Below are 21,317 nucleotides of genomic sequence, written 5' to 3'. Positions count from 1 at the left end.
CGACCCACCCGGAAAGCCCGCACCCCCATCACACCGGAAAGCCCGGCACCGCCGACACACCGGAAAGCCCGGCGCCCCCGGCTTCCCCGGACGGCCCCGCGACCCCGCTTCCCCGGACACCCTGCGACCGGACCCGGCACCCACCTTGTGCCGTGCGTTCACCCGTTCCCACACAGTGCCTGCCCCTGCCTCCACCCGCACGCGCCAGCCGCCGCCTGCCATCAGCGCGGCCGGGCACGGGCAGGTCTGGACAGGCGCGGCGGGTGTGTGGTCAGGCCCGGCAGACCGACGCCGACCGGTGTGGCCAGGCCCGTCAGACAGGCGCGGCGGGTGTGTGGTCAGGCCCGACAGACAGGCGCCGACCGGTGTGGCCAGGCCCGGCAAACAGGCGCGGCGGGTATGTGGTCAGGCCCGACGGACAGGCGCCGACAGGTGTGATCAGGCTCGCGGACAGACGTGCACACGTGTGACCAGGCTCGCGTTCAGGTGTGGTCGATCTCACCGATCACCTGGGCGCCGAGCTCGCGCTCCAGCAGCGCCATGCCCGAGACCGCGTCCACATCGGCGTCCGCGTCGTTGAGCGGGTCGACCTCGTCGGCGTCCGGGCCCTTGGAGCGGCCGGGGATCGCTTCCGGCCACGCCCCGGCACCGCCACGGGAAGCGGCGCCGCCCCGGGGAGAGGGGACGCGGGGACCGGCCTGCGCGGCTGCATTGGCCGCCGACCGAGCGGCGGCCAGCCCGGCGCCTGCCGCTCCGCCACCAGGTGATCCCGCCGGCTGGGCGGCGGCGACCGTACGGGTGGGGTCGGGGGACGGAGGTGCGCCGGGGCCGAGGTCGTCGGGGGCGTCCGGCCAGGACTCGTCGGTGGTCGGCGGGCCGGGGAGAGCGGACGAAGGGGCGGCCGGAGGTTGGCCGGGATCCTGCGCCGCGGCTCCCTGGTCGTCGTGGGAGGCGCCGTTGGACGAGCCGTGGGACGCCGTACGGCCCTGGGAGCCCGGCGTGCCGTGGGACGCGGCAGGCGCGGCCGGCGCTCCCTGAGGACCGGTCGGCCCCTGGCCGCCGCCATGAGAGGGCTGCTGCGGACGTGCGGGACCGCGCGGGGCGGACGGGGCGGGAGACCCGCCGACGACCGCCTCGACCCGCCACGTGCCACCGAGCACGTCGCCGAGCGCGGCCGCCACGACGGCGTCCTTGCCGCCGCCCGTGAAGTTTTTCATCGCACCGACCTGGGTGAAGCCGAGCGTCACCAGGTTGCCTTCCACGCCGACCACCTGGGCGTTGGTGCTCACGTTGGCCCAGACGACGATGCTGCGCTGCTTGAGAGCGGCCAGTACGGTGGCCCACTGCGCCTGGATCGCCCCCGATCCCCCTGCGACGGGAGCGCCCTGAGAGCCGCCCGAGACCGGACCCTCCTGAGAGCCGCCGCCCGACCCCGGAGCGCCCTGGGAGCCGTCCCCGGCACCGGCTGACGGCTGGGCGACGCCACCGCCTGCCGGAGGGGCGCCGTGCGCCTCGCTCCCTGCCTGAGGATCGGGCTGCTGCCCTCCACCCGTACCGGGCCGAACGGGTGTGGGCCAGTCATCCCCGGCATTCGCCGAGGGGGCGGATGGTTGAGCCACTCCTGTACCGCCCTCGCCGGCCGGCGAGGCAGCGACCCGACCGTGGCCCGGGACCTCGGGGACACCGGGACCCACCGGCGCTGCAGGACCCGCGGGCGTACCGGAACCCGCCGGCGGACCCGATGCCGCTCGGGCGGCCATCTGGGCGACGGCGCCGCCGCGTTCGAGGCGTTCGAGCCGGGCGAGCAGCGCCTCCTCGCCCTGCGCCGCGCCAGGCAGCAGGACCCGCGCGCACATCAGCTCCAGCAGCAGGCGCGGCGAGGTGGCGCCACGCATCTCGGTGAGACCGGCGTTGAACACCTCGGCGGCGCGCGTGAGCTCGGCCGGCCCCATCGAGGCGGCCTGCTGGACGAGACGCTCCAGCTCGTCGGCCGGCCGGTCGAGCAACCCGCTCGACGCCGCCTCGGGAACGTTGGCCAGAATCACCAGGTCGCGGAAGCGTTCGAGCAGGTCGGAGGCGAAGCGGCGCGGATCGTGGCCGCCCTCGATGACCCGGTTGACCGTGTGGAACACCTGACCGCCGTCACGGGCCGCGAACGCGTTGACGACCTCGTCGAGCAGGTCGCCGTCGGTGTAGCCGAGCAGGGAGACGGCCTTGGCGTAGGTGATGCCGTCGTCGTCGGCCCCGGCGAGGAGCTGGTCGAGGATCGAGAGCGAGTCACGCGCGGACCCGGCGCCCGCCCTGACGACCAGCGGCAGCGCGGTCGGCTCGAAGGGTACGTCCTCCGAAGTGAGAATCTCCTCCAGCAGCGCGCGCAACGTCGCGGGAGGCATCAGCCGGAACGGGTAGTGGTGCGTGCGCGACTTGATCGTCCCGATGACCTTTTCCGGCTCGGTCGTCGCGAAGATGAACTTCAGGTGCGGCGGCGGCTCCTCGACGAGCTTGAGCAGCGCATTGAACCCCTCGCGGGTCACCATGTGCGCCTCGTCGATGATGTAGATCTTGTAGCGCGCGGAGACGGGGGCGAAGAACGCCCGCTCACGCAGGTCGCGCGCGTCGTCGACACCACCGTGCGAGGCGGCGTCGATCTCGATGACGTCGAGGTGGCCCGGGCCCGTGGGGGCGAGCGCGACACACGACTCGCAGGCGCCGCAGGGGTCGGGCGTCGGACCCTGCTCGCAGTTGAGAGAGCGCGCCAGGATGCGAGCGCTGGAAGTCTTACCGCATCCACGAGGGCCGCTGAACAGGTAGGCGTGGTTGATCCGGCCCGTACGCAGGGCCTGCCGCAGCGGATCTGTGACGTGTTCCTGACCCTTGACCTCGGCGAAGGTCCCGGGTCGGTACTTGCGGTAAAGCGCAAGGCTCATGCGACCATCCCGCCTGCGAGGGGGCTCTCAACGAAGAGACCCCCCGCACACCCGCCAGAGCCCGCTTATCCTTGCTGCCTTCCGGCCCTGGGGAGGTTCACAGGATGACGCCGCGCGAGGGGTCCGTTGACAGTCTAGCCGCATGCCGCAGTGCTCGCTCCATCCCCGCAGACTCGGAGAAAACGTGGTCTCCGTACTCCTCGGAGTCAGGTAAGCTCGTCCGCGGAGGATTCGCCTAGTGGCCGAGGGCGCACGCTTGGAAAGCGTGTAAAGGGCAACCTTTCGGGGGTTCAAATCCCCCATCCTCCGCGCCTGGTTGAGGCAGTAAACGCGAAGGGGCCGACCCCATCCAAGTCGGCCCCTTCGTCGTGTCCAGCCTCCCTTGCCCTGTGCCCCCTTGCGACCTCCCACATGAGACCCCCGCCTTGCCCGGCCACGGCCTGCCGGATATCAGTCACGTGCTGACACCGCACCGCCACTCCCGAGCCGGACCGCCCCATGATGCCCACGACCGTCCGACCGCGGTCCCGCTGAGCACGGCAGGCAACCGGACAGCGGGTCATCGGCTTGCCCTGCGCGTGCGGGGAGCTCTGGTCCGGCGGTATGGGGTGACTTCCCGCCCGGAAAACATCGGGGAGATTCGGCCCGCCGGGGATGTCGAGAATGCTCCGCCGGCTCCGTCCCAGGGACACCAGAGGCCGCCACGGGCCGTCACGGGCCGCCGCGCCGCACGTACACGAACGATAAGGAGGGGGACGACCGTGCAACCGCAGGAGATCACCGAGATTCTGAGCCGGCCGACCAGCCGGGAACTGCTCGCCCGCGACCTGACCCGCCTGGCCTACATCGCCAAGGACGGCACGCCCCGCAACGTCCCGATCGGGTTCACCTGGAACGGCTCGGAGATCGTGATGTGCACGTCGAAGAACGCCCCGAAGCTCCCGGCCCTCCGCGACAACCCGGCGGTCGCCCTGACGATCGACACGGAGGTGCACCCGCCCAAGATCCTGCTCATCCGCGGCCGGGCCGAGCTGGACGTCGTCGAGGGCATCCCGGACGAGTACCTGCAGATGAACGGCAGCTACCAGATGACGCCCGAGCAGCGGGTCGAGTGGGAGGCGGAGGTGCGCTCGCTCTACGACGGCATGGTCCGGATCGTGGTGACGCCGACGTGGGCGAAGCTGATCGACTTCGAGACGACGCTGCCGAGCGCGGTCGAGGAGCTGATCCGGCAGCGCGACGAGCGCCGGCGTGCCTGAGCGGGCGCGTACGTCGCAGCCGCCTGAAATTCCATAGGAAAAGTCGCGATGGGATGTCGAGAACCCGCGCGCGGCTCCGTCCCCGCAGTGAACACCGGCCACAATGGGCCGTACCGCACAAAGGAGAACACGATGGCCAAGTACCTGCTGCTCAAGCACTACCGTGGCGCGCCGGCAGCGGTCAACGACGTGCCGATGGACCAGTGGACGCCGGAGGAGCTCACGGCCCACATCCAGTACATGCGGGACTTCGCCGCTCGGCTCGAGGACACCGGCGAGTTCGTCGACGGCCAGGCGCTCTCCCCGGAGGGCACGTTCGTCCGCTACGACGGCGAGGGGCGCCCGCCGGTCACCGACGGCCCGTTCGCGGAGACCAAGGACCTGATCGCCGGCTGGATGGTGATCGACGTCGACACCTACGAGCGGGCGCTCGAGCTGGCCGCAGAGCTGTCCGCGGCTCCGGGCGCGGGCGGCAAACCGATCCACGAGTGGCTCGAGGTGCGCCCCTTCCTGGCCGAGCCGCCCACGGTGACCGAGTGAACGAGTCGCTGCTGCGGGAGCTGGTGCCCACGGTGATCAGCATCCTCGTCCGTCGCGGAGCCGACTTCGCGGCCGCCGAGGACGCCGTACAGGACGCCCTGATCGAGGCCGTACGCGTGTGGCAGGACGATCCACCGCGCGACCCCAAGGGCTGGCTGGTCACCGTGGCCTGGCGCAAGTTCCTCGACGCCGCCCGCGCCGACACCTCCCGGCGGCACCGCGAGGTACGCGTCGAGACAGAGCCGGAGCCGGGCCAGAGCGAGGCGGCGGACGACACGCTGCAGCTGTACTTCCTGTGCGCGCACCCGTCCCTGACACCGGCCTCGGCCGTCGCGCTGACGCTGCGCGCGGTCGGCGGCCTGACCACGCGCCAGATCGCGCAGGCCTACCTCGTGCCGGAGGCGACCATGGCGCAGCGCATCAGCCGGGCCAAGCGGACCGTCTCGTCCGTACGGTTCAACCAGCCCGGTGACGTCGCCACGGTGCTGCGCGTGCTCTACCTCGTCTTCAACGAGGGCTACTCCGGTGACGTCGACCTCGCCGCCGAGGCGATCCGGCTCACCCGCCAGCTCGCGGCCAGGACTCACCATGAGGAGGTGGCGGGCCTGCTCGCGCTCATGCTGCTGCACCACGCGCGGCGCCCGGCACGTACGGCCCCGGACGGCAACCTCGTACCCCTTGCCGAACAGGATCGCGGCCTGTGGGACACCCGTCTGATCGCCGAGGGCGTGGACGTGCTGCAGGCCGCTCTCGCGCGCGACCGGCTGGGCGAGTTCCAGGCCCAGGCCGCCGTCGCCGCGCTGCACGCCGACGCCCTCACGGCCGAGGAGACCGACTGGGTGCAGATCGTCGAGTGGTACGACGAGCTGGTACGCCTCACCGGCAGCCCGGTGGCCCGCCTGAACCGGGCCGTCGCGGTGGGCGAGGCCGACGGCCCGCGGGCCGGCCTGGCCGCCCTGGCGGAGCTCGACCCCTCGCTGCCCCGCCACACCGCCGCCGCGGCGTACCTGCACGAGCGCGACGGTGACCTGGTGACCGCGGCCCGGTTCTACGCCGAAGCCGCCCGATCAGCGTCCAGCCTCCCCGAACGCGACCACCTCACGCGACAGGCCGCCCGGCTCAACGCGAAGCTCCGCGGTTGAGTGGTCGGCCCGAGGCCGGGGCCGGCATGACCAGCCGGCCAAGACCCCGGCGCGTGGCGTCGGTGACAGTGGGTCGTGACCTACCGGCCTGAGCCTCCGTCCGGTGAACCGATGGCAGGCGGACAGCGTCATCAGCGTGTGAAACCCCTCCATTGGGTCAGCGTCGTCCTGGCGGCGGTCCTGCTGCTCGCCGCGGTCGTCCTGGTCCCGGCCACGGTCGGCGAGCCCGCGCCACCGGTACCGGCTTCATGTCCGCAACGCTGGGACAGCGACGAGATCGGCCACTGGGTGCCGGATGCCGCCGACTTCGACGGTGTCGAGGACTCGCTCGTGCCCGGCGCACCTACCAGCGCGTTGATCTGCGCCTACCCCGGACAGAACTCGCATCCGGGTGGGGAGTCACTTGCCGGATCACGGATGTTGACCGACCAGGCCACGTTGATGGCCCGCGACCTGGGCTATCTTCCGATCACCACCGATCGCGTCGAAAAGGCGTGCACGTTGGTGGGCGGCCAGATGACCAACTACGTCATCCGGTTCGCCTACCCCGATGGCCGGGCGCTGTGGGTGGGCAGCGCCGAAGATGTCAACTCCTGCGTCACGACCACCAATGGCACGGTCGTCAGCGATTCCTACGTCGGGAGCAGCATCACCGCCGCCTACCGCACCGGGACCTGGACACTCCTCCCGCCGAAGAACCCTTGCGACCCGGCGACCGGACGGCGGGGGCAGAATGAGCAGATGGTGCCCGACGGGGTGATCAAGGTGCTGGTCTGCCGGAAAGAACTAAGCGGGAACTCCACGCCACGCCCGTCGAATGGGCTGGAGCACCGGCAGCGACAGGCACGTCAGCTGGCGGCGGAGCTCAACTCACAGGACGCCGAGTCAGGCGGGAACACCTGCAGAGAAGTCGGTGGCAGCCGGCGGGAGATGTTCCTTCTGCACTTCGGTTACGCGGAGGGACCGCCGGCTTGGGTACGGATCGCCCCCTATTGCCGCCCCTCGGTGAACAACGGGATGCTGGTGGGGGATCTAGACGATGGACTTCTTGACCGGATAGCTCGGCTTGCGCCGCCCGCCTGAGCGGATTCTCACACTGCCGGCACCAGCGAGCAGAACCGGTCGAAGATGTGTCTCAACGCACTCGGTCGGGGAGGTCATGAGATCTCCCACTGCTCACGCGAGGCCTGGGCAGCGCCGCGATCACCCCGGCGACCACCGGCAGCCCGGCGACCAGAGCGGCGACGGCCCACCACGGGGTTTCGAAGGACACCCGCGGCGGCACCTCCCAGTCGACCGAAGCCGTGCTCGGCCACGCCAGGAGCAACCCGATGACACACCCCGCGGCCGCCCCCAGCGCCGTTCCGCAGAGCATGCTCAATCCTGCGCGACTCGCGGCGAACATCCGCAGCGTCAGGACCGACCCGTTGCCGACGCGCAGCAGCACCCGTCTCGACCGGCCTCCGGTGCCCGCCCGGCCACCCGCGACCAGCGCGCTGCCGAGCCCTACGACGATCATCGCCGCGACCACGCCCATCCATCCCACCGAGTCCTGGAACCCTCGCTCGACGTAGGTCGTCGCTCCATCACCCGGTCGCTGGTCGATCCGATCCTGCTCGGCCTCCGTCGTTCGATGGGCGGATGGATCGATGATCAGTGTGTCCGGCTCGGGGCGAAGACCCAGGTCCTTGATGATCTTCGTCGGGATGAAGACCTCGTTGACGTGCGGATCGGAGGATCTGACCGCGATCGCGGGGATGGACTCCGCCTGGAGCTCCCCTCCCCTCCTCGTCGGGGGAAAGGGAGTAGTGGAGCGTCACCGTGTCGACTTGTACGTCATCAGGCGTGACCACCACGGCTGTGCCCTCGTCATACGGCGTGGTCGAATCTCCTGTGAGATAGCGCAAGAGTGCCTGATCACCGATGAAGCCGGCCGGAACGACGCTCTCCACGTCGGGGAGGTCCACATCCTCGACATCCAGGCTGAAGTGCCCACGATGGCTTGGAGAATCTCTCTGGGCGATGGGCACTCCGGGCAATTCCTGCTGAATGACTGCCCGTGACATTGTCGCGTCTTTCGCCCACACATCCGCGACGAGAGCGCCCGAGCGAGCCGAGGGATAGTAGCCGGCCCTGCTCTGTGCCGTCTCAGCGACCGCGATGATCAGAAAAGCCACCGCGAGGGCCGTCGTAACCATCGTGATCGCGATCGGAGCAGCGGTCAGGCGGCGGTTACGGGCCACGTCACGGGAGGCCAACCGGATCGTCGGCGACAGCCGGGCGGTGCGCCGCCGCAGGATGCCCAGCAGCCACGGAGTAAACGGCCCAACCCGGCGAGGAACAGCGACCCCCCGATGACAGCCGTCAGGAGCAGCAGACCAAGGGAGTCGTCATAGTGCTTGTCTTCGCGTGTTGACCAGGCGATGACCGCCATCACCAGGAGGCCGGCGACCGCCAGAGCCGCCCCCCGGACCAGGAGCCATGATCTGGGATGGGCGTGCCGGGCCGACTCAGACGCGAAGACCACCGAGCCGCACACTAACGCCACGGGAATCCCGAGAAACACGCATAAGAGCACCCAGCCCATGATCACGTGAAAATGGTACGCAGGAATTGCACCGGTTTTCCATGGGCCTCTTTCCGCTTCCCAGCCGCATTCCGCCACCTACTCGGCCACGGCCTGCCAGATGCCGCCTGTCACGTGCTGGTCCGCGGGCCACGCCGTTCGTGCCTTGGCGGATGAGGCGCGGTGTCTCATGCCGGAGCCGGTGTCCCGCTGGACGGCCGCCGGATCCTGGACGCCGGTTGCGGTTCCGGCCCGCTGTGCGTGGCACTACGCGATCGCGGTGCCGTGGTCACCGGCATCGACGCCGGCGCCGGAATGCTGGCGACAGCCAGGCGGCGGCTCGGCGACGGCGCGGCGACGACGCGGACCTGCACGTGGCCGACGTACGTGATCCGCTGCCGCTCGACGACGACACGTTCGACGGGCAGTCCTTCCCGCTGACTTTCTGGCGCGGGCCGTCGCACGCGATGACCGACGCGTTCACCACCGCCGGCTTCCGCCTTGCGTCATCAGCGAACCGCAGGTCGACCCGGCCGCCCGCGAGCTGTTCCCCGACGACTTCCATGAGTTCGCGAACGAACTCAGCTTCATGTGCTTCGTCGTCGAGGTGCCGCCGTCGGCTGCGGGCCCGGACGGCTGGCCGACCAGGCCGGCCCGGCCCGCCGCCGGCGGCGGTCCTTCAGGCGGCACCGGAGGTCTGGAACAGCGTGACGGCTCGGGTGCCGATCTTGAAGGATGTACGGGGACGTGGCCCGCGCTCCAAGGGAACCTTGCGGCCTCGTACGGTCACCGCGATCACGCTGCCCCGCGGGAGCACAGTCGTCAGGGCGTCGACCATGCCGGCGACTCCTGCCGTCGCCCCGGAGCCGTGCCAGTGGGTCTGTTCGCCGTAGGGGACGTCGGTGATCACGATGTCGGGTACATGGTGTCCGAGTGCCCGCCGGAGCTGGTCGGGGTCGAACACGTCGGCGTGGCGCACCGCGTGCGGCACATCCCCTCCGACGGCGGCGAGCTCGGCGGCGAGCCGGTGGGCAGCGTGCGCCGCCGCGGCGTATGCCGGCTTGCCGAAGCGGACGGAGCGCGCCTCGAGATCGGCGGCGCGGGCAGCCAAACCGGCCCGGCTCAGCAGGGCGAGGTTGCGTCCGGCCAGGCCCAGTGCTTCGGGGTCGAGGTCGGAGGCCAGCACAGAGGCGATCCGGCGCCGGTGTGACAACGCCAGAACGGTCAGGAGGTAACCGCTGCCGCAACACGGATCCCAGACCACGGCGGGCCGGTCGCCGCCACGCAAGGCCAGCGCCCGCTGGAAGATCTCGCTGGCCAGCCGGACGGGGAATGCGGGGAAACCCGCGGCGGAGTGCAGCACCGAGCCGCTGGACAGGTCCCGGTAGTCGGTCCGGACGGTCGCGTGGCGATAGCTCATCAGCTGCGGCTCGCCCCGTTGTTGCGCTGGCGGGCGGCCTCGTACAACGCGACGGTCGCCGCGCTGGCGGCGTTCAGGGAGCTGGCCGAGCCGGCCATCGGGATGCGCGCCATCGTGTCGCACGCCTGCCGCCATCCCGCGCTCAGCCCGGTGGTCTCGTTACCGAAGATCAGCAGGGTGGGCCCGGTCAGGTCCAGGTCGGCGACGTCGAGCGTGCCGTTCTCGTCGGTGCCCACCACCGTCAGCGGCAGCCCCCCGGCGCGGAGGTCCGCAACCCACGCCAGCACCTCCCGGTGCGAATGGGACCGCACCACCGGCAGCGCGAGCAGCGACCCGGTGGAAGCCCGCACGGATCGGGGGTCGTAGGGGTCGGCGGCGTGGCCGGTGATGATCAGCCCTCTTCCGCCGAACGCGTCCAGCGAGCGCGCCATCGTCCCGATGTTGCCGGGGTTGTTCGGCCGGTCGAACACCGCGCCAAGGAAGGACGGCCCCACCTGGATGCGGGACAGCTCGTCGTCCGGCAGCTCGGCCACCGCCACCAGCTCGGGTACGTCCTCGTCCTTGCCGCCCAGCTCCCGCAACAGCTCGGCGGCCATGGCCACCCGCCCGCCGCCGGCCGCCTTCAGCATCTGCTTCGCCCAGTTCGACAGCGGCCGCTCGGGGTCGTAGATGAGCGCGTGCACCGGCCAGCCGAACTCGACCGCCAGGCTGATCGGGCGCACCCCCTGGATCAGGAACTGCCCGGCCCGCTGCCGCTTGGCCCGGTTTCCCAGCAGTGCCTGCCACTGCTGGAACCGCGCGTTCGCACGCGTGACGTGCAGCTCCCCCGACACCGATCGTCCGCGGTTCATCACGCTCTACAGAATAGAATCAGTTCCTCAAGCGACGACAAACCTGTCGGTGGTGTGGGCCGTCCCCCACGACAGGCACGGGCCGCCGCCCTGCGCAGCAGGGGGTCTGTCTGAAAGCGAACCGAAATCGCGCTTCTCTACGCTGCGCCCCATGTTCGAACGAGCGAAACCCCTCTGGGCGGCGGCGGCCGTGGTGCTGGCCGTGCCGCTGCTGTCCCCGCCCGCCGCCGCTGCGGCGTCGGAGCTCCGCGTCATCTCATGGAACATCTGCGGCGAGGCGGGCGGCGAACGCGGCGACGCCGGCTACTGCCCGTACCGCAATGAACCGGACAAGAAGGTTAAGCAGATCGCCGGCCTCGTGTCCGAGCACCAGGCCAACGTGGTGCTGCTCCAGGAGGTCTGCGGCGTCGCCGCCGACAGCCACATGGAGCTGTTGAAGGCGGCCCTCGGCCCCGGCTGGTCCTTCGCCCGAGCCGACGGCGCACGCCCCGACGGCCGCGTCGACTGCCGTGGCTCCCTGTCAGGCAACCTCGGCCTCGGCATCGCGGTCAAGTCGCGGATCACCGGGACCAAGGTCACGCAGACGCTGCCTCCCGACACCACGGGGAAGAGCAAGCAGACGCTGCCGACGTTGTGCGTACGTACGGCGAGCTGGACCGGCACCCAGATCTGCACCACCCACGTGCTCGCCGACCCGGCGGACCCGCGCCGCCCGCAGCAGGTCAGGAACATCAAGACCGCTGTGTCCGCAGGCGGCCTCGACGTGGTGCTCGGCGGCGACTTCAACCTGTTCCCCGGCTCGGCGGAGCTGCGGCCGCTGTCCAGCGCGTACGAGGAGTGCGACGCCGGCGGCGCGAAGCGCAACGAGGTCACCCACCACGCCTGGACCAACGGGAAGCACGTCTACCGCAAGCGCGACCACATCTTCGCCACCAGGGCCGGCACGAGCAGGCGTTTCACCTCCTGCGACGCCGACCAGTCGCTCATGGACCGCACCGCGAACGAGCCGGACAGCGGCCCGCCGAACGGGTACTCCGACCACGCGCCCCTGATCGGCTACCTGCCAGGAGCATGAGTCGGGAGCACGACGCACGGGGACGCCGCTAGGGTTTGAGAATGGGAAAAAGCCGCCTAAAGCGGGCACAGTCCGGCATGTCCTGGATCTATCCGGCGATGCTGGTGCTGGTGCTCGCCGACCTGTTCCTGATCGGCGTCCTGCCCGGCGGCCTGAGCGTCCACAGCGTGGTAGGGCTGGTGGTGGCCTCGGCCGTCGCCCTGCACCTGGTCAACCAGCGGGACTGGATCAAGCGTACGGTCCGCCGGCTGCTGTCACGGCGAGGGCTGCAGGGGACGATGCGGCGCGTCGGGATACGGGACGGCCTGCTGCTGGCCGCCGGCATCGCGCTGACCGTCACCGGGCTGGTGCAGTGGAGCGGCGTTCCGGCCGCCCGGCCGTGGCACAGCTCGGCGACCGTGGCCTTTCTGGTCATCGCAGGGGTGCACCTCTGGGGTAACCGGCGCAGGCTGGTCCACCGCATAAGAGAGACCGGCCGCCTCCTCTGGCCGGGCCGCTGAATCTCCCTGGACGGGTCGCGCGCTGACGGGAACCGTCCCGCCGTGGATGCGGGCGCCCCTCAGACCAGATCCGCCCACGGCGATGGCGGGCCGGACGCGAAGAAGCGCAGAAGACCCAAGAGCCGACTGGCGGGCGGCGCGGTCCAGTGGCGCTCGCCTGGCTTCGGTACGGGATCCGCCAGGCGGGCGAGGGCCCAGGTGAGGTGCACCCGCAACACGCGCGCCTCCCAGGAGCGCAGGTGCTCGGAGGCGCCCTCGCCATGCTCCTGGGCGTATCCGTCGAGCATGGCGGGCACGGCGGTCAGCGGCGTCTTGGCGAACTCGGTCGCCGGGTCGGCCCACTGCGCGTCGCCCCAGTCCACGATGCCGGTCAGTACGGCCCCCCGTTCGGCAGCGAGCAGGTTCTGCGGGGAGATGTCGCCGTGCACCAGCACCATGGGCGGTTCGGCGGGGACGTGCGGGCTGAGCGTGTCGAACCAACCGATGAGCCAGCGGGCAGCGTCGGCGTCGATCCAGCCGTCGGTGCGGAGCCGGTCCACCAGCACCCGGGGATCGCCGGGGCTCCTGTCCCGGGGAACGCCGGACAGGCCGGCTTCTCCGGACAGCCGGTGCAGCTTGGCGAGCTCCCGGCCCACCTGCCGGTAGACCTGCTCCGACTCGTCCCTGGGCAGGTCGAGCCGCTCGAGGTCGGCGCCCCGCACGCGGTCAAGGACCATGTAGGGCACGTCCACATCAGTGCAGGTGTCATCGAAGGTCACGACGTCGGGCGTCCGTACGCCGAGGCGCCGGGCGGCTGGGATGACCGCCGCCTCCTTCACGAGGTCGGCCAGGAACCGCTCGGTGCGCGGGATCCGCAGCACCAGGTCGTCGCCGAGCAGGTAAGCCCGGTTGGCGACACCGGAGTGCGCCGGGCGCACGGTTTCAGCGGTGCATCCATGCCGGGCGGCGATGGCGGCCAGGGTCTCGTGGGCCGGCTCGAAGTCGTCCATGAGCGTGCATGCTGACAGACCGCCGTTCCGAGGTCTCATGCTTTTCCCGCGCTCCGCGACCGCGCGTCTCAGGCGGGGGCGAGGGCCTTGGAGCGGTCGGTGGCCATGAGTACGGCGAAGCCGCCGAGCAGGCTGCCCATGATGTAGCGCTGCACGCGCAGCCAGGCCGGACGGCCGGCCAGGAACGCGGCCAGCGCGCCCGCCGAGATCGCGATCAGGCCGTTGACCGTGGTGGCGACCACGATCTGCACGGAGCCGAGCGCGAGGCTCTGCAGCAGCACATGACCCATCGACGGGTCGATGAACTGCGGGAGCAACGACAGGTACAGGATGGCGATCTTGGGGTTGAGCAGGCACGTCAGCAGGCCCATGCCGAACAGCTTGGCCGGCCGCTCGACGGGGAGGTCGCGCGGCTGGAAGGCCGACGTGCCGCCGGGCCTGACGGCGTTCCAGGCCAGCCAGAGCAGGTAGGCGGCGCCGGCCAGCTTGAGCGCGGTGTACGCGGCCGGCACGTACGCGAAGACGGCCGTCAACCCGAGGCACGTCGCCGTCAGATAGACGGTGAAGCCGAGGACGACTCCGGTGAGGGAGATCAGGCCGGCCCTGCGACCTTGGGCGATCGTGCGTGAGATCAAATAGACCATGTTGGGGCCTGGTGTGAGAACCATGCCCAGCGAAACCAGCGCAATCCCAACCATTCCAACCGTCATGTCGGCAGATTATCCGGCATATCCCGAAAAATCACCTTCATTAACCACCCTGCGTATCCGCCGAACTACTGGGGATGACATTTGCTGGGGGTGACATGCAATTCGATGACGACGCGCCTCTCGACCCGTCGCAGGTCGAGGACGCACGGGCCACGCGCCCGCGACCGCGCGGGGGCGGCATGCCCGGCGGCTGCGTGCTGCCCGTCGGCCGGCGCGGCGGCTGCCTGACACTGGCCCTGGCGGTGGCGGGGCTGCTGCTGTTCGGGATCGTCCCCTCCCCGTTCGGCGGCGACGAGAGCGGCCGCCAGAGCGGCGGGCAGGGCGGTGAGCAGGGCGACAGGCAGGGTCACGGGCAGGGTCACGGGCAGGCGCCGAGCGACCCTCCGGCCCTCTCGCCGAGCGGCAACCTGGCCGAACGCTGCCGGACCGGCGCCGACGCCGACCAGTCCGAGGACTGCCGCATCGTCGGCACGGTCAACAGCATCCAGTCGTACTGGCGGGCGGAGTTCGGGCGGCAGGGCCAGATGGCGTACAGGCCGGCCAGGACCGTGCTGTTCTCCCGGACGGTCAGCACCGGTTGCGGCGCGGCGAACTCCGCCGTCGGGCCCTTCTACTGCCCGCCCGACCGCAAGGTCTACCTGGATCTCACCTTCTTCGACGCCCTCCAGCGGGACTACGGCGCCGAGGGCGGACCTTTCGCCCAGGCGTACGTCGTCGCCCACGAGTACGGCCACCACGTACAGAACCTGCTCGGCACCATGGAACGGCTCGGCGGCGCCGGCCTGCCCGGCGCCGGCAGCACGTCCGTACGCCTGGAACTCCAGGCCGACTGCTACGCGGGCGTCTGGGCGCGCAACGCGGTCAGGACCGGCTTCTACCGGGAGCCGTTCTCCAAGGCCGACATCCACCAGGCGCTCAGCGCGGCCGCGGCGGTCGGCGACGACAGCATCCAGCGGCGCTCTCAGGGCCGGGTGAACCCCGACGCCTTCACGCACGGCACCTCGCGGCAGCGCGCGAAATGGTTCAGCAGAGGATATGAGAGCGGCCGGCCCCAGCGGTGCGACACCTTCTCCGGGGACATCTGAGCCGGAAAATCCGATCAAGGAGCGCGAGAAACCCCTTTTCCGGCGGTGCCGGGAAAACCCGTATGCGCGGGCTCAGCTGGGCCGACGCAACCCGGATAACGCGAGGATTCGGATTCTCTCCTAAAATCAGGGGGGTGATCTTCAAGCTTGTCGGCGACGGACGCCCTTATCCCGAACACGGTCTGACGCCCCGGGAGTGGGCGCAGATCCCGCCACGGCAGGTCCGGCTCGACTCGTTGATCACCACGAAGGCCATGCTGGACCTGCATTCGCTGCTCGCCGCCGACTCCACGTTCTACGGTGATCTCTTCCCGCACGTGGTGCAGTGGCAGGGCGAGCTCTATCTGGAAGACGGCCTGCACCGCGCGTTGCGCGCCGCGCTCCACCAACGATCGATCCTGCACGCCAGGGTCCTGGAGCTGCCCACCTGAGGGCGGGCCGGTGCGGACATGCCAAAGGGCCCCCGAGAATCCGGAGGCCCTCTGGGCGATGGCGGTGGTGGTGGGATTTGAACCCACGGATGAGTTGCCCCATCACACGCTTTCGAGGCGTGCGCCCTCGGCCACTAGGCGACACCACCGCGCATGAGCTTACCGGATCCTGCGAGTAGCGAAGAACCGCTTTAGTACGGCGGAGCACTCGGCGGCCAGGACCCCCATGACGACCTCGGGCCTGTGGTTGAGCCGGCGATCGCGTACGACGTCCCAGAGCGAGCCCACGGCACCGCCCTTCTCGTCGACGGCGCCGTACACGATCCTGTCGACCCGCGCCAGCACCGCGGCGCCCGCGCACATCGTGCAGGGCTCGAGGGTCACCACGAGCGTGCAGCCGGTCAGCCGCCACCGGCCGCGGCGGGCGGCGGCCCGGCGGAGCGCGAGCACCTCGGCGTGGGCGGTCGGGTCGGCGGACGACTCGCGGTCGTTGCCCGCCGCGGCCAGGACCTCGCCGAGCTGGTCGAGCACGACGGCCCCCACGGGGATCTCTCCCCTGTCGCCCGCCGTGGCGGCCTCCGCCAGGGCCAGGCGCATGGCCTCCTCGTGGGTCACCGCAACCGGTCGAGCTCGTCGGCGAACGACAGCCGCTCGGCGATCACCGACAGGATGTCGGCGGGCAGCATGCCTTCTTCCACGCTGAGCTCCAGCAGCTCTTCCGAGCTCAGCCCGAGGTCGCTGAGCAGCTCGAAGTCGCCGGCCGGGCGTACGCCGAGGCCGTTGCCCTCCTTTTCCGGGACCACGCCGGCGAACTCGGCGAAGAGCTCGCCCAGCCTGTCGGAGACGACCGCGTGCACGTCGGACAGGAAAACGCGCGGTTCGTCGTCGCCCCGGTAGCGGACGAGGGCGAACCACTCGTCCTCCACCTCGACGCAGAGCAGGGCCAGTTCGTCGCCCGTCAGCCCCAGCGTCTCCATGACGGCGTCGCCGAAGTCGTCGACGATCTCGGCGTCATCCAGATCGACCTCGGCGCCACTCCAACCATCGGAGGTCCTGACAAAAGCCGCAGAAAAGGTGTTGGACGCCATGTCCGCGCTCCAGGGGGGTCAGCCGAAGACCGATTCGATGGCACGCTCGAACGGCTCGGAGAAGCCGAGCCGGGCGGCGATGCTGGACAACACGTCTTCGGGCAGCAGGTCAATGTCGCCGGAGAGGATGCCCAGCTCCATCTCGTCCAACCCGAGATCGGCGAAGATCGACAGATCTCCCGCGGGAAGCACGGTCTCCTCGTCCTGGAGGATCTCGTCGAGCTCCTCCTCGTCGGGGACGGGCACGTCGAGGTAGTCGAGCACCTGCTCCGCCAGCGGGAAGTCCCACGAGGCGGCGATGTCGGACAGGAACACGTCGACCCGCTCGCCCAGGACCCGCAGCGCCACGAAGAACTCGTCGCCCACCGCGACCAGGCCGATCGTGCTGCTCTCGCTGGGCTGCTGCCTGAGGGCGTGGATCAGCCCCTTCAGATCAGACGTGAGCGTGCTGGGCAGCAGCCCGGCGTCCCAGCGATCGTCCTCGCGATAAACCACGATGGCGAAGTCGAGAGCGTCTTCGTCTGTCATCGCCATCTCCACCCGACCTCTGACACGACAGATATCACCAACACCTAATCGTTCCAGAGTCGGCCACTGGTCGTGTGCCTCTCCGACCAAATTGTGATCAAAACCGATGAGGTGAGCGGCCCTACGCAGCAGATCTGCGTCCCAGGCCGTCACGAGATAGCGTGGTCCTCTATGGAAACCCTCGTCGTCGACCATCCGCTCGTGGCACACAAGCTGACCGCGCTGCGTGATGTCCGCACCGACTCGCCGACGTTCCGCAGGCTCGCCGACGAGCTGGTGACGCTGCTCGCGTACGAGGCCACCCGCGACGTCCGCGTCACCGACGTCACCGTCGACACGCCCGTCGCCCCCGCCCACGGCGTCCGGCTGGCCAAGCCGCACCCGCTGGTCGTGCCCATCCTGCGCGCGGGGCTCGGCATGCTCGACGGCATGACCAGGCTGCTGCCGACGGCCGAGGTGGGGTTCCTCGGCATGATCCGCAACGAGTCGACGCTGCAGGCGGAGACGTACGCCACGCGGCTGCCCGACGACCTGTCCGGGCGGCAGTGCTTCGTGGTCGACCCCATGCTCGCCACCGGCGGCACGCTGGCGGCGGCCGTGCAGTTCCTCTTCGACAGGGGGGCCGTCGACGTCACGGCCATCTGCCTGCTGGCCGCGCCCGAGGGCCTGGCCCACATGGACAAGGTGTTCGCCAACTCCGGCAGGCCGATCCGCGTGGTGACCGCCGCGCTCGACGAGCGGCTCAACGGCAACGGCTACATCGTGCCGGGGCTCGGTGACGCGGGCGACCGGCTCTACGGCGTGGTCTGAAGCGGCACGATCCGAAGCACTGGCGCGAAAAGTCCTTTTTTCGCCACGCGGAGTCGTCACTTCGTTACATACTGTGGTTGAGTGGGTACGAAGAGACAGGAAGGCAACTTCCGCATTGCGCGTGGGGGAGCACGATGAGCGACATGCCCAGTGCCGAGGTGTTCTCGTGAACGATCACACCAAGGCCGATCCGACTCCGTACGCGGAGGTGGAGGCGCTGCTGCGCGACGAGTTCGCCGGCATCCATTCCTCGACCACCGTAACGCGCTGTGTCGAAGCAGCGCACTACGGCGCGCTGGAGGTCACCGGCTACGCCCATCCCGGCCTCGTGGAGCGCATCGCGCGTAAGCACCTTCACGTGCTGGCCCTGGTGGCCAGCGAGCGTGGTTAACAAGATCCGAACATACCCGCCAAGTTACCTTTACCCCGGCACCCGGGTGGGTAATGTAGACGGTGGGTGGAGTGGGTAAGTGGCACGGAGGCGACAGTGCAGGTCAAAAAAGTCCTCTCATACGGTGGTATCGCATTTGTCGCGTACTACCTGTTCGCGCGACCAGCTGACGCCGCAGACGCGGTGAGAGGAGCGTTCGACACGGTGTTCAACGCGGCCGACTCGCTGGCTCAATTCGTGAACAGCCTCGCATGAGACTTGTGACCCACGGGGACTCCGCTCCGTCGTCGGTCAACCGCTACCTCCTCCCCCACGAACAACAGGTCCTCATGGTGCGGCGGCACCCTGCCATCCTGCTCCGTCCGGTCGCCGAGGTCTTCGGCGGCCTCGTCCTCGCCGGGCTGCTCAGCAGCTTCTTCGGCGGCGCCGAGGCGGGTGGCACGGCGCTCGTCGTCGTCTGGTGGCTGTGGCTCCTGCTGCTGATCCGTTTCGTATGGAAAGTGGCGGAGTGGTCGGTTGATTACTTTGTGGTGACGTCCACCCGAATGTTGCTGACCACCGGGCTCATCACGCGCAAGGTCGCGATGATGCCCTTGGGCAAGGTCACCGACATGAGCTTCCAAAGATCACTGCTCGGGCGCATGCTCGGTTACGGTGAGTTCATCCTGGAGTCGGCCGGTCAGGACCAGGCACTGTCAACGGTCGAGTACATTCCGTATCCGGAGACCTTGTACCTCGAGGTCTGCCAGATGCTTTTCCCCGGCAAGGACGACAGCGACGATTAATCTCCCTACGGGGAATTCTTCACGTGGGGATACCCGATTCGGCTACTTCATGCAATCATTGCGTGTTGTTGACCCTTCCCCGCCTTGAGAGATGAGATGCCGAGTCAGGGAACCATCGGTGACCGCGTCCGAGGACTGCGGCTTAACAGGCGGATGTCCCAGGCCCAACTGGCCGGGCCCGACCTGTCTGACAGTTATGTCTCGCTCATAGAGTCGGGCAAGCGCACGCCGACTCCTGTCGTGGCCCGGCTGCTCGCCGAGCGACTCGGCTGCACGACCGAGTTCCTGCTGCACGGGATCGAGCCCCGCCAGCGGATCGACACCGAGCTGGGGCTGCGCCACGCCGAGCTGGAGTTGCAGCACGGCGACCCGTCCATAGCCGCCGACCGTTTCACGGAGATCGTGAAGGCGGCCGACGAGGAAAACGCCATGCTGACCGCGCACGCCCGCTTCGGCAGGGCGCGTGCTCTGGAGGCGCAGGGCCGGCTCGGCCAGGCCGTCGAGGCCTTCGAGCGCCTGCGCAGGGAGGCGTCGGCACACCCGGAGCGGCTGGCCGACCTGCCGCTCGCCATCTCGCTGAGCCGCTGCTACCAGCGGGCGGGCGACCGGCTGCGCGCCCACGACCTGGCGGTCTCCGCGCTGCGGCAGGCCAAGCGGCTGTCCATCACGCAGGGTGAGGTCGCCATCGACCTGGCCACCGCGCTGGTGGAGGCGCGCAGCGAGCGCGAAGACGACTCCCCCGAGCTCGACTACGTCAAGAGCGTGCTCGACGGGACCGGCGTCCCACAGGTTGTGGACCGTTCCGGAGAGATCAGCGCGCTGTGGGAGGCGAGCTCGGCCGCCGCCGCGGGCGAGGACTCCGCGCTGGCCGTCAGCCTGGCCGACGACGCGATCATGGCCGGGCGCGAGACGCGGCTGGCGCTGCAGCTCGCGCGGGCCGCCATGCACTGGTCGCGCCTGCCCACGGCGGACATCGGTGAGGCCGAGCGGCTCGTCACGGCCGCCTCCGAGGCGTTCGCCGTCTTCCCCGCGACCACCCGCGAGCACGGCGAGAGCCTCATCGTGCACGCGCGGGTGCGGCTGCGGGCCGGCGACCCGGCGCGCGCCGGAGAGCTCGCCACGGTGGCCCTGGGGCTGTCGCACGACCGTTCCGGCACGACTCCCGCCGAGGCGCACCTCGTGCTGGCCACCGTCGCGCTCGACCTGGGCGGCGACGCCGCGGCCCACGTGCGCGACGCGCAGCAGCTGCTCGCCGGGCTCGACCGGCCGGTGTTCGGCTCCGATCGGCAGGCCGCACGCTGCTGGCGCGAGCTGGGCGACCTCTACGGCAGGATCGGATCCGTGACCCAGCAGACCGCGGCCTACCATAAGGCTCTGGAGTCGGCCGGAGTCCGCTCCGCCATGGCGGGGGTGACGGTCGACGCCGCGGTATCTCGCTGAACCTCCGGGAGCTCCAGATTTGGCTTTTCGAGTCTGGAATAATTAGGGTCTACCAGTCATTCACTCATAGGATGATTGGTTTCCCGGAGGAGGCGGACTAGTGAGTCTGCGTACGGCGCAGCGAGCTTCGCTCGTCGACCAGGTGATCGATCAGCTCAAGGAGCAGATCACCTCAGGGACGTGGCCGATGAACGCCAAGATCCCAACCGAGACGGTGCTCGCCGAGCAGCTCGGTGTTGGCCGCAACACCGTTCGGGAGGCCGTACGCGCGCTCACGCACGCCGGGCTGCTCGAATGCCGCCAGGGCGACGGCACGTACGTCCGGGCGACCAGCGAGCTGTCCGGCGCGATGTTGCGGAGGTTGCGCCAGGCCGAGCAGCTCGAGATCTTCGAGGTGCGCCGCGCGCTCGAGGTCGAATCGGCGCGCCTTGCCGCCACCCGGCGCACTGACGAGGACATCCAGCGCATCGAGGCGGCGCTAGCCGAGCGCGACCAGGCCTGGGAGCTGGACGATCCCGACTTCTTCGTCGAGGCCGACCTGGCCTTCCACATGGCGGTCGCGCACGCCACGCACAACCTGGTGCTGATCGACCTCTACGAGGACTTCTCGGCGGCGCTGCGGGCCAGCATCACGGCCGCGGGCACGTCGCTGAACAAGAGCTACATCCCCCACGACGCGATCGCCAGGGCCATCGCCGCCGGCGACGCCTCGGCCGCCGAGCGGGCCGGGCACGCCTGCATGGAGCACATCCTCATCGCCCTGACCGAGTCGTGACCGGC

The 21,317-nt window shown here is 69.9% G+C and carries 24 protein-coding genes, 2 tRNA genes and 1 other RNA gene; 16 read left to right on the top strand and 11 right to left on the bottom strand.

Features of this window, described 5'->3' with window-relative positions; all coding sequences use genetic code 11:
- Nucleotides 1–482 precede the first annotated feature (482 nt).
- A complete protein-coding gene (locus E1292_RS22095; protein WP_132597120.1) occupies nucleotides 483–2,927 on the bottom strand; it encodes a DNA polymerase III subunit gamma and tau in 2,445 nt (814 codons plus the stop codon).
- A 31-nt stretch (nucleotides 2,928–2,958) separates the two neighbouring features.
- An RNA gene (gene ffs, locus E1292_RS22090) (signal recognition particle sRNA small type) lies at nucleotides 2,959–3,054 on the bottom strand.
- Between the two features lie 97 nt (nucleotides 3,055–3,151).
- On the opposite strand from ffs, the gene E1292_RS22085 reads away from it, so the two are divergent.
- The 5 genes from E1292_RS22085 to E1292_RS22065 all read left to right on the top strand — a co-directional run bounded on the left by E1292_RS22085 (nucleotide 3,152) and on the right by E1292_RS22065 (nucleotide 6,951).
- A tRNA-Ser gene (locus E1292_RS22085) sits at nucleotides 3,152–3,236 on the top strand.
- Between the two features lie 452 nt (nucleotides 3,237–3,688).
- The gene (locus E1292_RS22080) at nucleotides 3,689–4,186 is read left to right on the top strand and encodes a pyridoxamine 5'-phosphate oxidase family protein (protein WP_132597119.1); all 498 of its coding nucleotides are present in this window, start codon (nucleotides 3,689–3,691) and stop codon (nucleotides 4,184–4,186) included.
- Nucleotides 4,187–4,318: 132 nt separating this feature from the next.
- Nucleotides 4,319–4,726 (top strand): YciI family protein, encoded by a 408-nt coding sequence (locus E1292_RS22075; RefSeq protein ID WP_132597118.1) that lies wholly within the window; start codon nucleotides 4,319–4,321, stop codon nucleotides 4,724–4,726.
- Entirely contained in the window at nucleotides 4,723–5,868 is a 1,146-nt protein-coding gene (locus E1292_RS22070) for an RNA polymerase sigma factor (RefSeq protein ID WP_132597117.1), read from the top strand. Before E1292_RS22075 ends, E1292_RS22070 begins: the two co-directional genes overlap by 4 nt.
- Before the next feature lie 111 nt (nucleotides 5,869–5,979).
- Nucleotides 5,980–6,951: a hypothetical protein gene (locus E1292_RS22065; protein WP_132597116.1), complete on the top strand. Its 972-nt coding sequence runs from the start codon at nucleotides 5,980–5,982 to the stop codon at nucleotides 6,949–6,951.
- Between the two features lie 52 nt (nucleotides 6,952–7,003).
- Here the strand turns inward: E1292_RS22065 and E1292_RS22060 are convergent, their stop codons facing one another.
- On the bottom strand, nucleotides 7,004–7,405 hold the full coding sequence (locus E1292_RS22060) for a hypothetical protein (RefSeq protein WP_132597115.1): 402 nt from the start codon (nucleotides 7,403–7,405) through the stop codon (nucleotides 7,004–7,006).
- A 151-nt stretch (nucleotides 7,406–7,556) separates the two neighbouring features.
- On the opposite strand from E1292_RS22060, the gene E1292_RS22055 reads away from it, so the two are divergent.
- Both E1292_RS22055 and E1292_RS55445 read left to right on the top strand, forming a co-directional pair.
- Nucleotides 7,557–7,931, top strand: a complete 375-nt coding sequence (locus tag E1292_RS22055; RefSeq protein WP_132597114.1) for a hypothetical protein — start codon at nucleotides 7,557–7,559, stop codon at nucleotides 7,929–7,931.
- Nucleotides 7,932–8,617: 686 nt separating this feature from the next.
- On the top strand, nucleotides 8,618–8,875 hold the full coding sequence (locus tag E1292_RS55445) for a class I SAM-dependent methyltransferase (protein ID WP_342775679.1): 258 nt from the start codon (nucleotides 8,618–8,620) through the stop codon (nucleotides 8,873–8,875).
- A 238-nt stretch (nucleotides 8,876–9,113) separates the two neighbouring features.
- Here E1292_RS55445 and E1292_RS22045 read toward each other — a convergent pair whose 3' ends face one another.
- Nucleotides 9,114–9,854, bottom strand: a complete 741-nt coding sequence (locus E1292_RS22045) for an rRNA methyltransferase (RefSeq protein WP_132597113.1) — start codon at nucleotides 9,852–9,854, stop codon at nucleotides 9,114–9,116.
- The gene (locus E1292_RS22040) at nucleotides 9,854–10,705 is read right to left on the bottom strand and encodes a TrmH family RNA methyltransferase (protein WP_132597112.1); all 852 of its coding nucleotides are present in this window, start codon (nucleotides 10,703–10,705) and stop codon (nucleotides 9,854–9,856) included. Before E1292_RS22040 ends, E1292_RS22045 begins: the two co-directional genes overlap by 1 nt.
- Before the next feature lie 151 nt (nucleotides 10,706–10,856).
- Here E1292_RS22040 and E1292_RS22035 point away from each other — a divergent pair, with 151 nt between their 5' ends.
- Together E1292_RS22035 and E1292_RS22030 are read left to right on the top strand one after the other, a co-directional pair.
- Entirely contained in the window at nucleotides 10,857–11,780 is a 924-nt protein-coding gene (locus E1292_RS22035) for an endonuclease/exonuclease/phosphatase family protein (protein ID WP_132597111.1), read from the top strand.
- A gap of 77 nt (nucleotides 11,781–11,857) precedes the next feature.
- Entirely contained in the window at nucleotides 11,858–12,280 is a 423-nt protein-coding gene (locus tag E1292_RS22030; RefSeq protein WP_165974667.1) for a DUF4405 domain-containing protein, read from the top strand.
- Between the two features lie 59 nt (nucleotides 12,281–12,339).
- Here the strand turns inward: E1292_RS22030 and E1292_RS22025 are convergent, their stop codons facing one another.
- Nucleotides 12,340–13,269 (bottom strand): phosphotransferase family protein, encoded by a 930-nt coding sequence (locus E1292_RS22025; protein ID WP_165974666.1) that lies wholly within the window; start codon nucleotides 13,267–13,269, stop codon nucleotides 12,340–12,342.
- A 68-nt stretch (nucleotides 13,270–13,337) separates the two neighbouring features.
- Nucleotides 13,338–13,937: a LysE family translocator gene (locus E1292_RS22020; protein ID WP_281284051.1), complete on the bottom strand. Its 600-nt coding sequence runs from the start codon at nucleotides 13,935–13,937 to the stop codon at nucleotides 13,338–13,340.
- Between the two features lie 137 nt (nucleotides 13,938–14,074).
- Here E1292_RS22020 and ypfJ point away from each other — a divergent pair, with 137 nt between their 5' ends.
- Both ypfJ and E1292_RS22010 read left to right on the top strand, forming a co-directional pair.
- A complete protein-coding gene (gene ypfJ / locus E1292_RS22015; protein WP_132597107.1) occupies nucleotides 14,075–15,064 on the top strand; it encodes a KPN_02809 family neutral zinc metallopeptidase in 990 nt (329 codons plus the stop codon).
- A gap of 134 nt (nucleotides 15,065–15,198) precedes the next feature.
- The gene (locus E1292_RS22010; RefSeq protein ID WP_132597106.1) at nucleotides 15,199–15,495 is read left to right on the top strand and encodes a type II toxin-antitoxin system VapB family antitoxin; all 297 of its coding nucleotides are present in this window, start codon (nucleotides 15,199–15,201) and stop codon (nucleotides 15,493–15,495) included.
- A 59-nt stretch (nucleotides 15,496–15,554) separates the two neighbouring features.
- Here E1292_RS22010 and E1292_RS22005 read toward each other — a convergent pair.
- The 4 genes from E1292_RS22005 to E1292_RS21990 all read right to left on the bottom strand — a co-directional run bounded on the left by E1292_RS22005 (nucleotide 15,555) and on the right by E1292_RS21990 (nucleotide 17,117).
- Nucleotides 15,555–15,644: transfer RNA gene (locus E1292_RS22005), tRNA-Ser, on the bottom strand.
- A 10-nt stretch (nucleotides 15,645–15,654) separates the two neighbouring features.
- Nucleotides 15,655–16,110: a tRNA adenosine(34) deaminase TadA gene (tadA, locus tag E1292_RS22000; RefSeq protein ID WP_220446989.1), complete on the bottom strand. Its 456-nt coding sequence runs from the start codon at nucleotides 16,108–16,110 to the stop codon at nucleotides 15,655–15,657.
- Nucleotides 16,107–16,583: a tRNA adenosine deaminase-associated protein gene (locus E1292_RS21995; protein WP_132597105.1), complete on the bottom strand. Its 477-nt coding sequence runs from the start codon at nucleotides 16,581–16,583 to the stop codon at nucleotides 16,107–16,109. The genes tadA and E1292_RS21995 overlap by 4 nt, the downstream gene beginning before the upstream one ends.
- 18 nt (nucleotides 16,584–16,601) lie before the next feature.
- Entirely contained in the window at nucleotides 16,602–17,117 is a 516-nt protein-coding gene (locus E1292_RS21990; RefSeq protein WP_425465227.1) for a tRNA adenosine deaminase-associated protein, read from the bottom strand.
- Nucleotides 17,118–17,282: 165 nt separating this feature from the next.
- On the opposite strand from E1292_RS21990, the gene upp reads away from it, so the two are divergent.
- From upp to E1292_RS21965, 5 genes are all read left to right on the top strand, one after another.
- Complete coding sequence (gene upp / locus E1292_RS21985; RefSeq protein ID WP_132597104.1) at nucleotides 17,283–17,921, top strand: uracil phosphoribosyltransferase; 639 nt, start codon at nucleotides 17,283–17,285, stop codon at nucleotides 17,919–17,921.
- Nucleotides 17,922–18,087: 166 nt separating this feature from the next.
- On the top strand, nucleotides 18,088–18,312 hold the full coding sequence (locus E1292_RS21980; protein ID WP_132597103.1) for a hypothetical protein: 225 nt from the start codon (nucleotides 18,088–18,090) through the stop codon (nucleotides 18,310–18,312).
- Between the two features lie 251 nt (nucleotides 18,313–18,563).
- Entirely contained in the window at nucleotides 18,564–19,097 is a 534-nt protein-coding gene (locus E1292_RS21975) for a PH domain-containing protein (RefSeq protein WP_132597102.1), read from the top strand.
- Between the two features lie 96 nt (nucleotides 19,098–19,193).
- Nucleotides 19,194–20,537 carry a helix-turn-helix domain-containing protein gene (locus E1292_RS21970; RefSeq protein WP_132597101.1) on the top strand — a complete coding sequence of 448 codons (1,344 nt, stop codon included), beginning with the start codon at nucleotides 19,194–19,196 and terminating at the stop codon, nucleotides 20,535–20,537.
- A 100-nt stretch (nucleotides 20,538–20,637) separates the two neighbouring features.
- Nucleotides 20,638–21,312, top strand: coding sequence for a FadR/GntR family transcriptional regulator (locus tag E1292_RS21965; protein WP_132597100.1), 675 nt, complete (start codon nucleotides 20,638–20,640; stop codon nucleotides 21,310–21,312).
- Nucleotides 21,313–21,317: the final 5 nt, after the last annotated feature.

The organism is Nonomuraea deserti (assembly GCF_004348685.1).
GTDB classification, from domain to species: Bacteria; Actinomycetota; Actinomycetes; order Streptosporangiales; family Streptosporangiaceae; genus Nonomuraea; species Nonomuraea deserti.
Note: the sequence above shows the minus strand (reverse complement) of the source record. Positions and strands in the feature narration are given on the sequence as shown.

Bases quoted from the DNA above. Each gene is read 5' to 3' on its own strand.
- E1292_RS22095 (WP_132597120.1), bottom strand. From the start codon at position 2,927: ATGAGCCTTGCGCTTTACCGCAAGTACCGACCCGGGACCTTCGCCGAG.
- E1292_RS22075 (WP_132597118.1), top strand. From the start codon at position 4,319: ATGGCCAAGTACCTGCTGCTCAAGCACTACCGTGGCGCGCCGGCAGCG.
- E1292_RS22065 (WP_132597116.1), top strand. From the start codon at position 5,980: ATGGCAGGCGGACAGCGTCATCAGCGTGTGAAACCCCTCCATTGGGTC.
- E1292_RS22060 (WP_132597115.1), bottom strand. From the start codon at position 7,405: ATGGGCGTGGTCGCGGCGATGATCGTCGTAGGGCTCGGCAGCGCGCTG.
- E1292_RS22045 (WP_132597113.1), bottom strand. From the start codon at position 9,854: ATGAGCTATCGCCACGCGACCGTCCGGACCGACTACCGGGACCTGTCC.
- E1292_RS22040 (WP_132597112.1), bottom strand. From the start codon at position 10,705: ATGAACCGCGGACGATCGGTGTCGGGGGAGCTGCACGTCACGCGTGCG.
- E1292_RS22035 (WP_132597111.1), top strand. From the start codon at position 10,857: ATGTTCGAACGAGCGAAACCCCTCTGGGCGGCGGCGGCCGTGGTGCTG.
- E1292_RS22030 (WP_165974667.1), top strand. From the start codon at position 11,858: ATGTCCTGGATCTATCCGGCGATGCTGGTGCTGGTGCTCGCCGACCTG.
- E1292_RS22025 (WP_165974666.1), bottom strand. From the start codon at position 13,269: ATGGACGACTTCGAGCCGGCCCACGAGACCCTGGCCGCCATCGCCGCC.
- E1292_RS22020 (WP_281284051.1), bottom strand. From the start codon at position 13,937: ATGGTTCTCACACCAGGCCCCAACATGGTCTATTTGATCTCACGCACG.
- ypfJ (WP_132597107.1), top strand. From the start codon at position 14,075: ATGCAATTCGATGACGACGCGCCTCTCGACCCGTCGCAGGTCGAGGAC.
- E1292_RS21995 (WP_132597105.1), bottom strand. From the start codon at position 16,583: ATGGCGTCCAACACCTTTTCTGCGGCTTTTGTCAGGACCTCCGATGGT.
- E1292_RS21990 (WP_425465227.1), bottom strand. From the start codon at position 17,117: ATGGCGATGACAGACGAAGACGCTCTCGACTTCGCCATCGTGGTTTAT.
- upp (WP_132597104.1), top strand. From the start codon at position 17,283: ATGGAAACCCTCGTCGTCGACCATCCGCTCGTGGCACACAAGCTGACC.
- E1292_RS21975 (WP_132597102.1), top strand. From the start codon at position 18,564: ATGAGACTTGTGACCCACGGGGACTCCGCTCCGTCGTCGGTCAACCGC.
- E1292_RS21970 (WP_132597101.1), top strand. From the start codon at position 19,194: ATGCCGAGTCAGGGAACCATCGGTGACCGCGTCCGAGGACTGCGGCTT.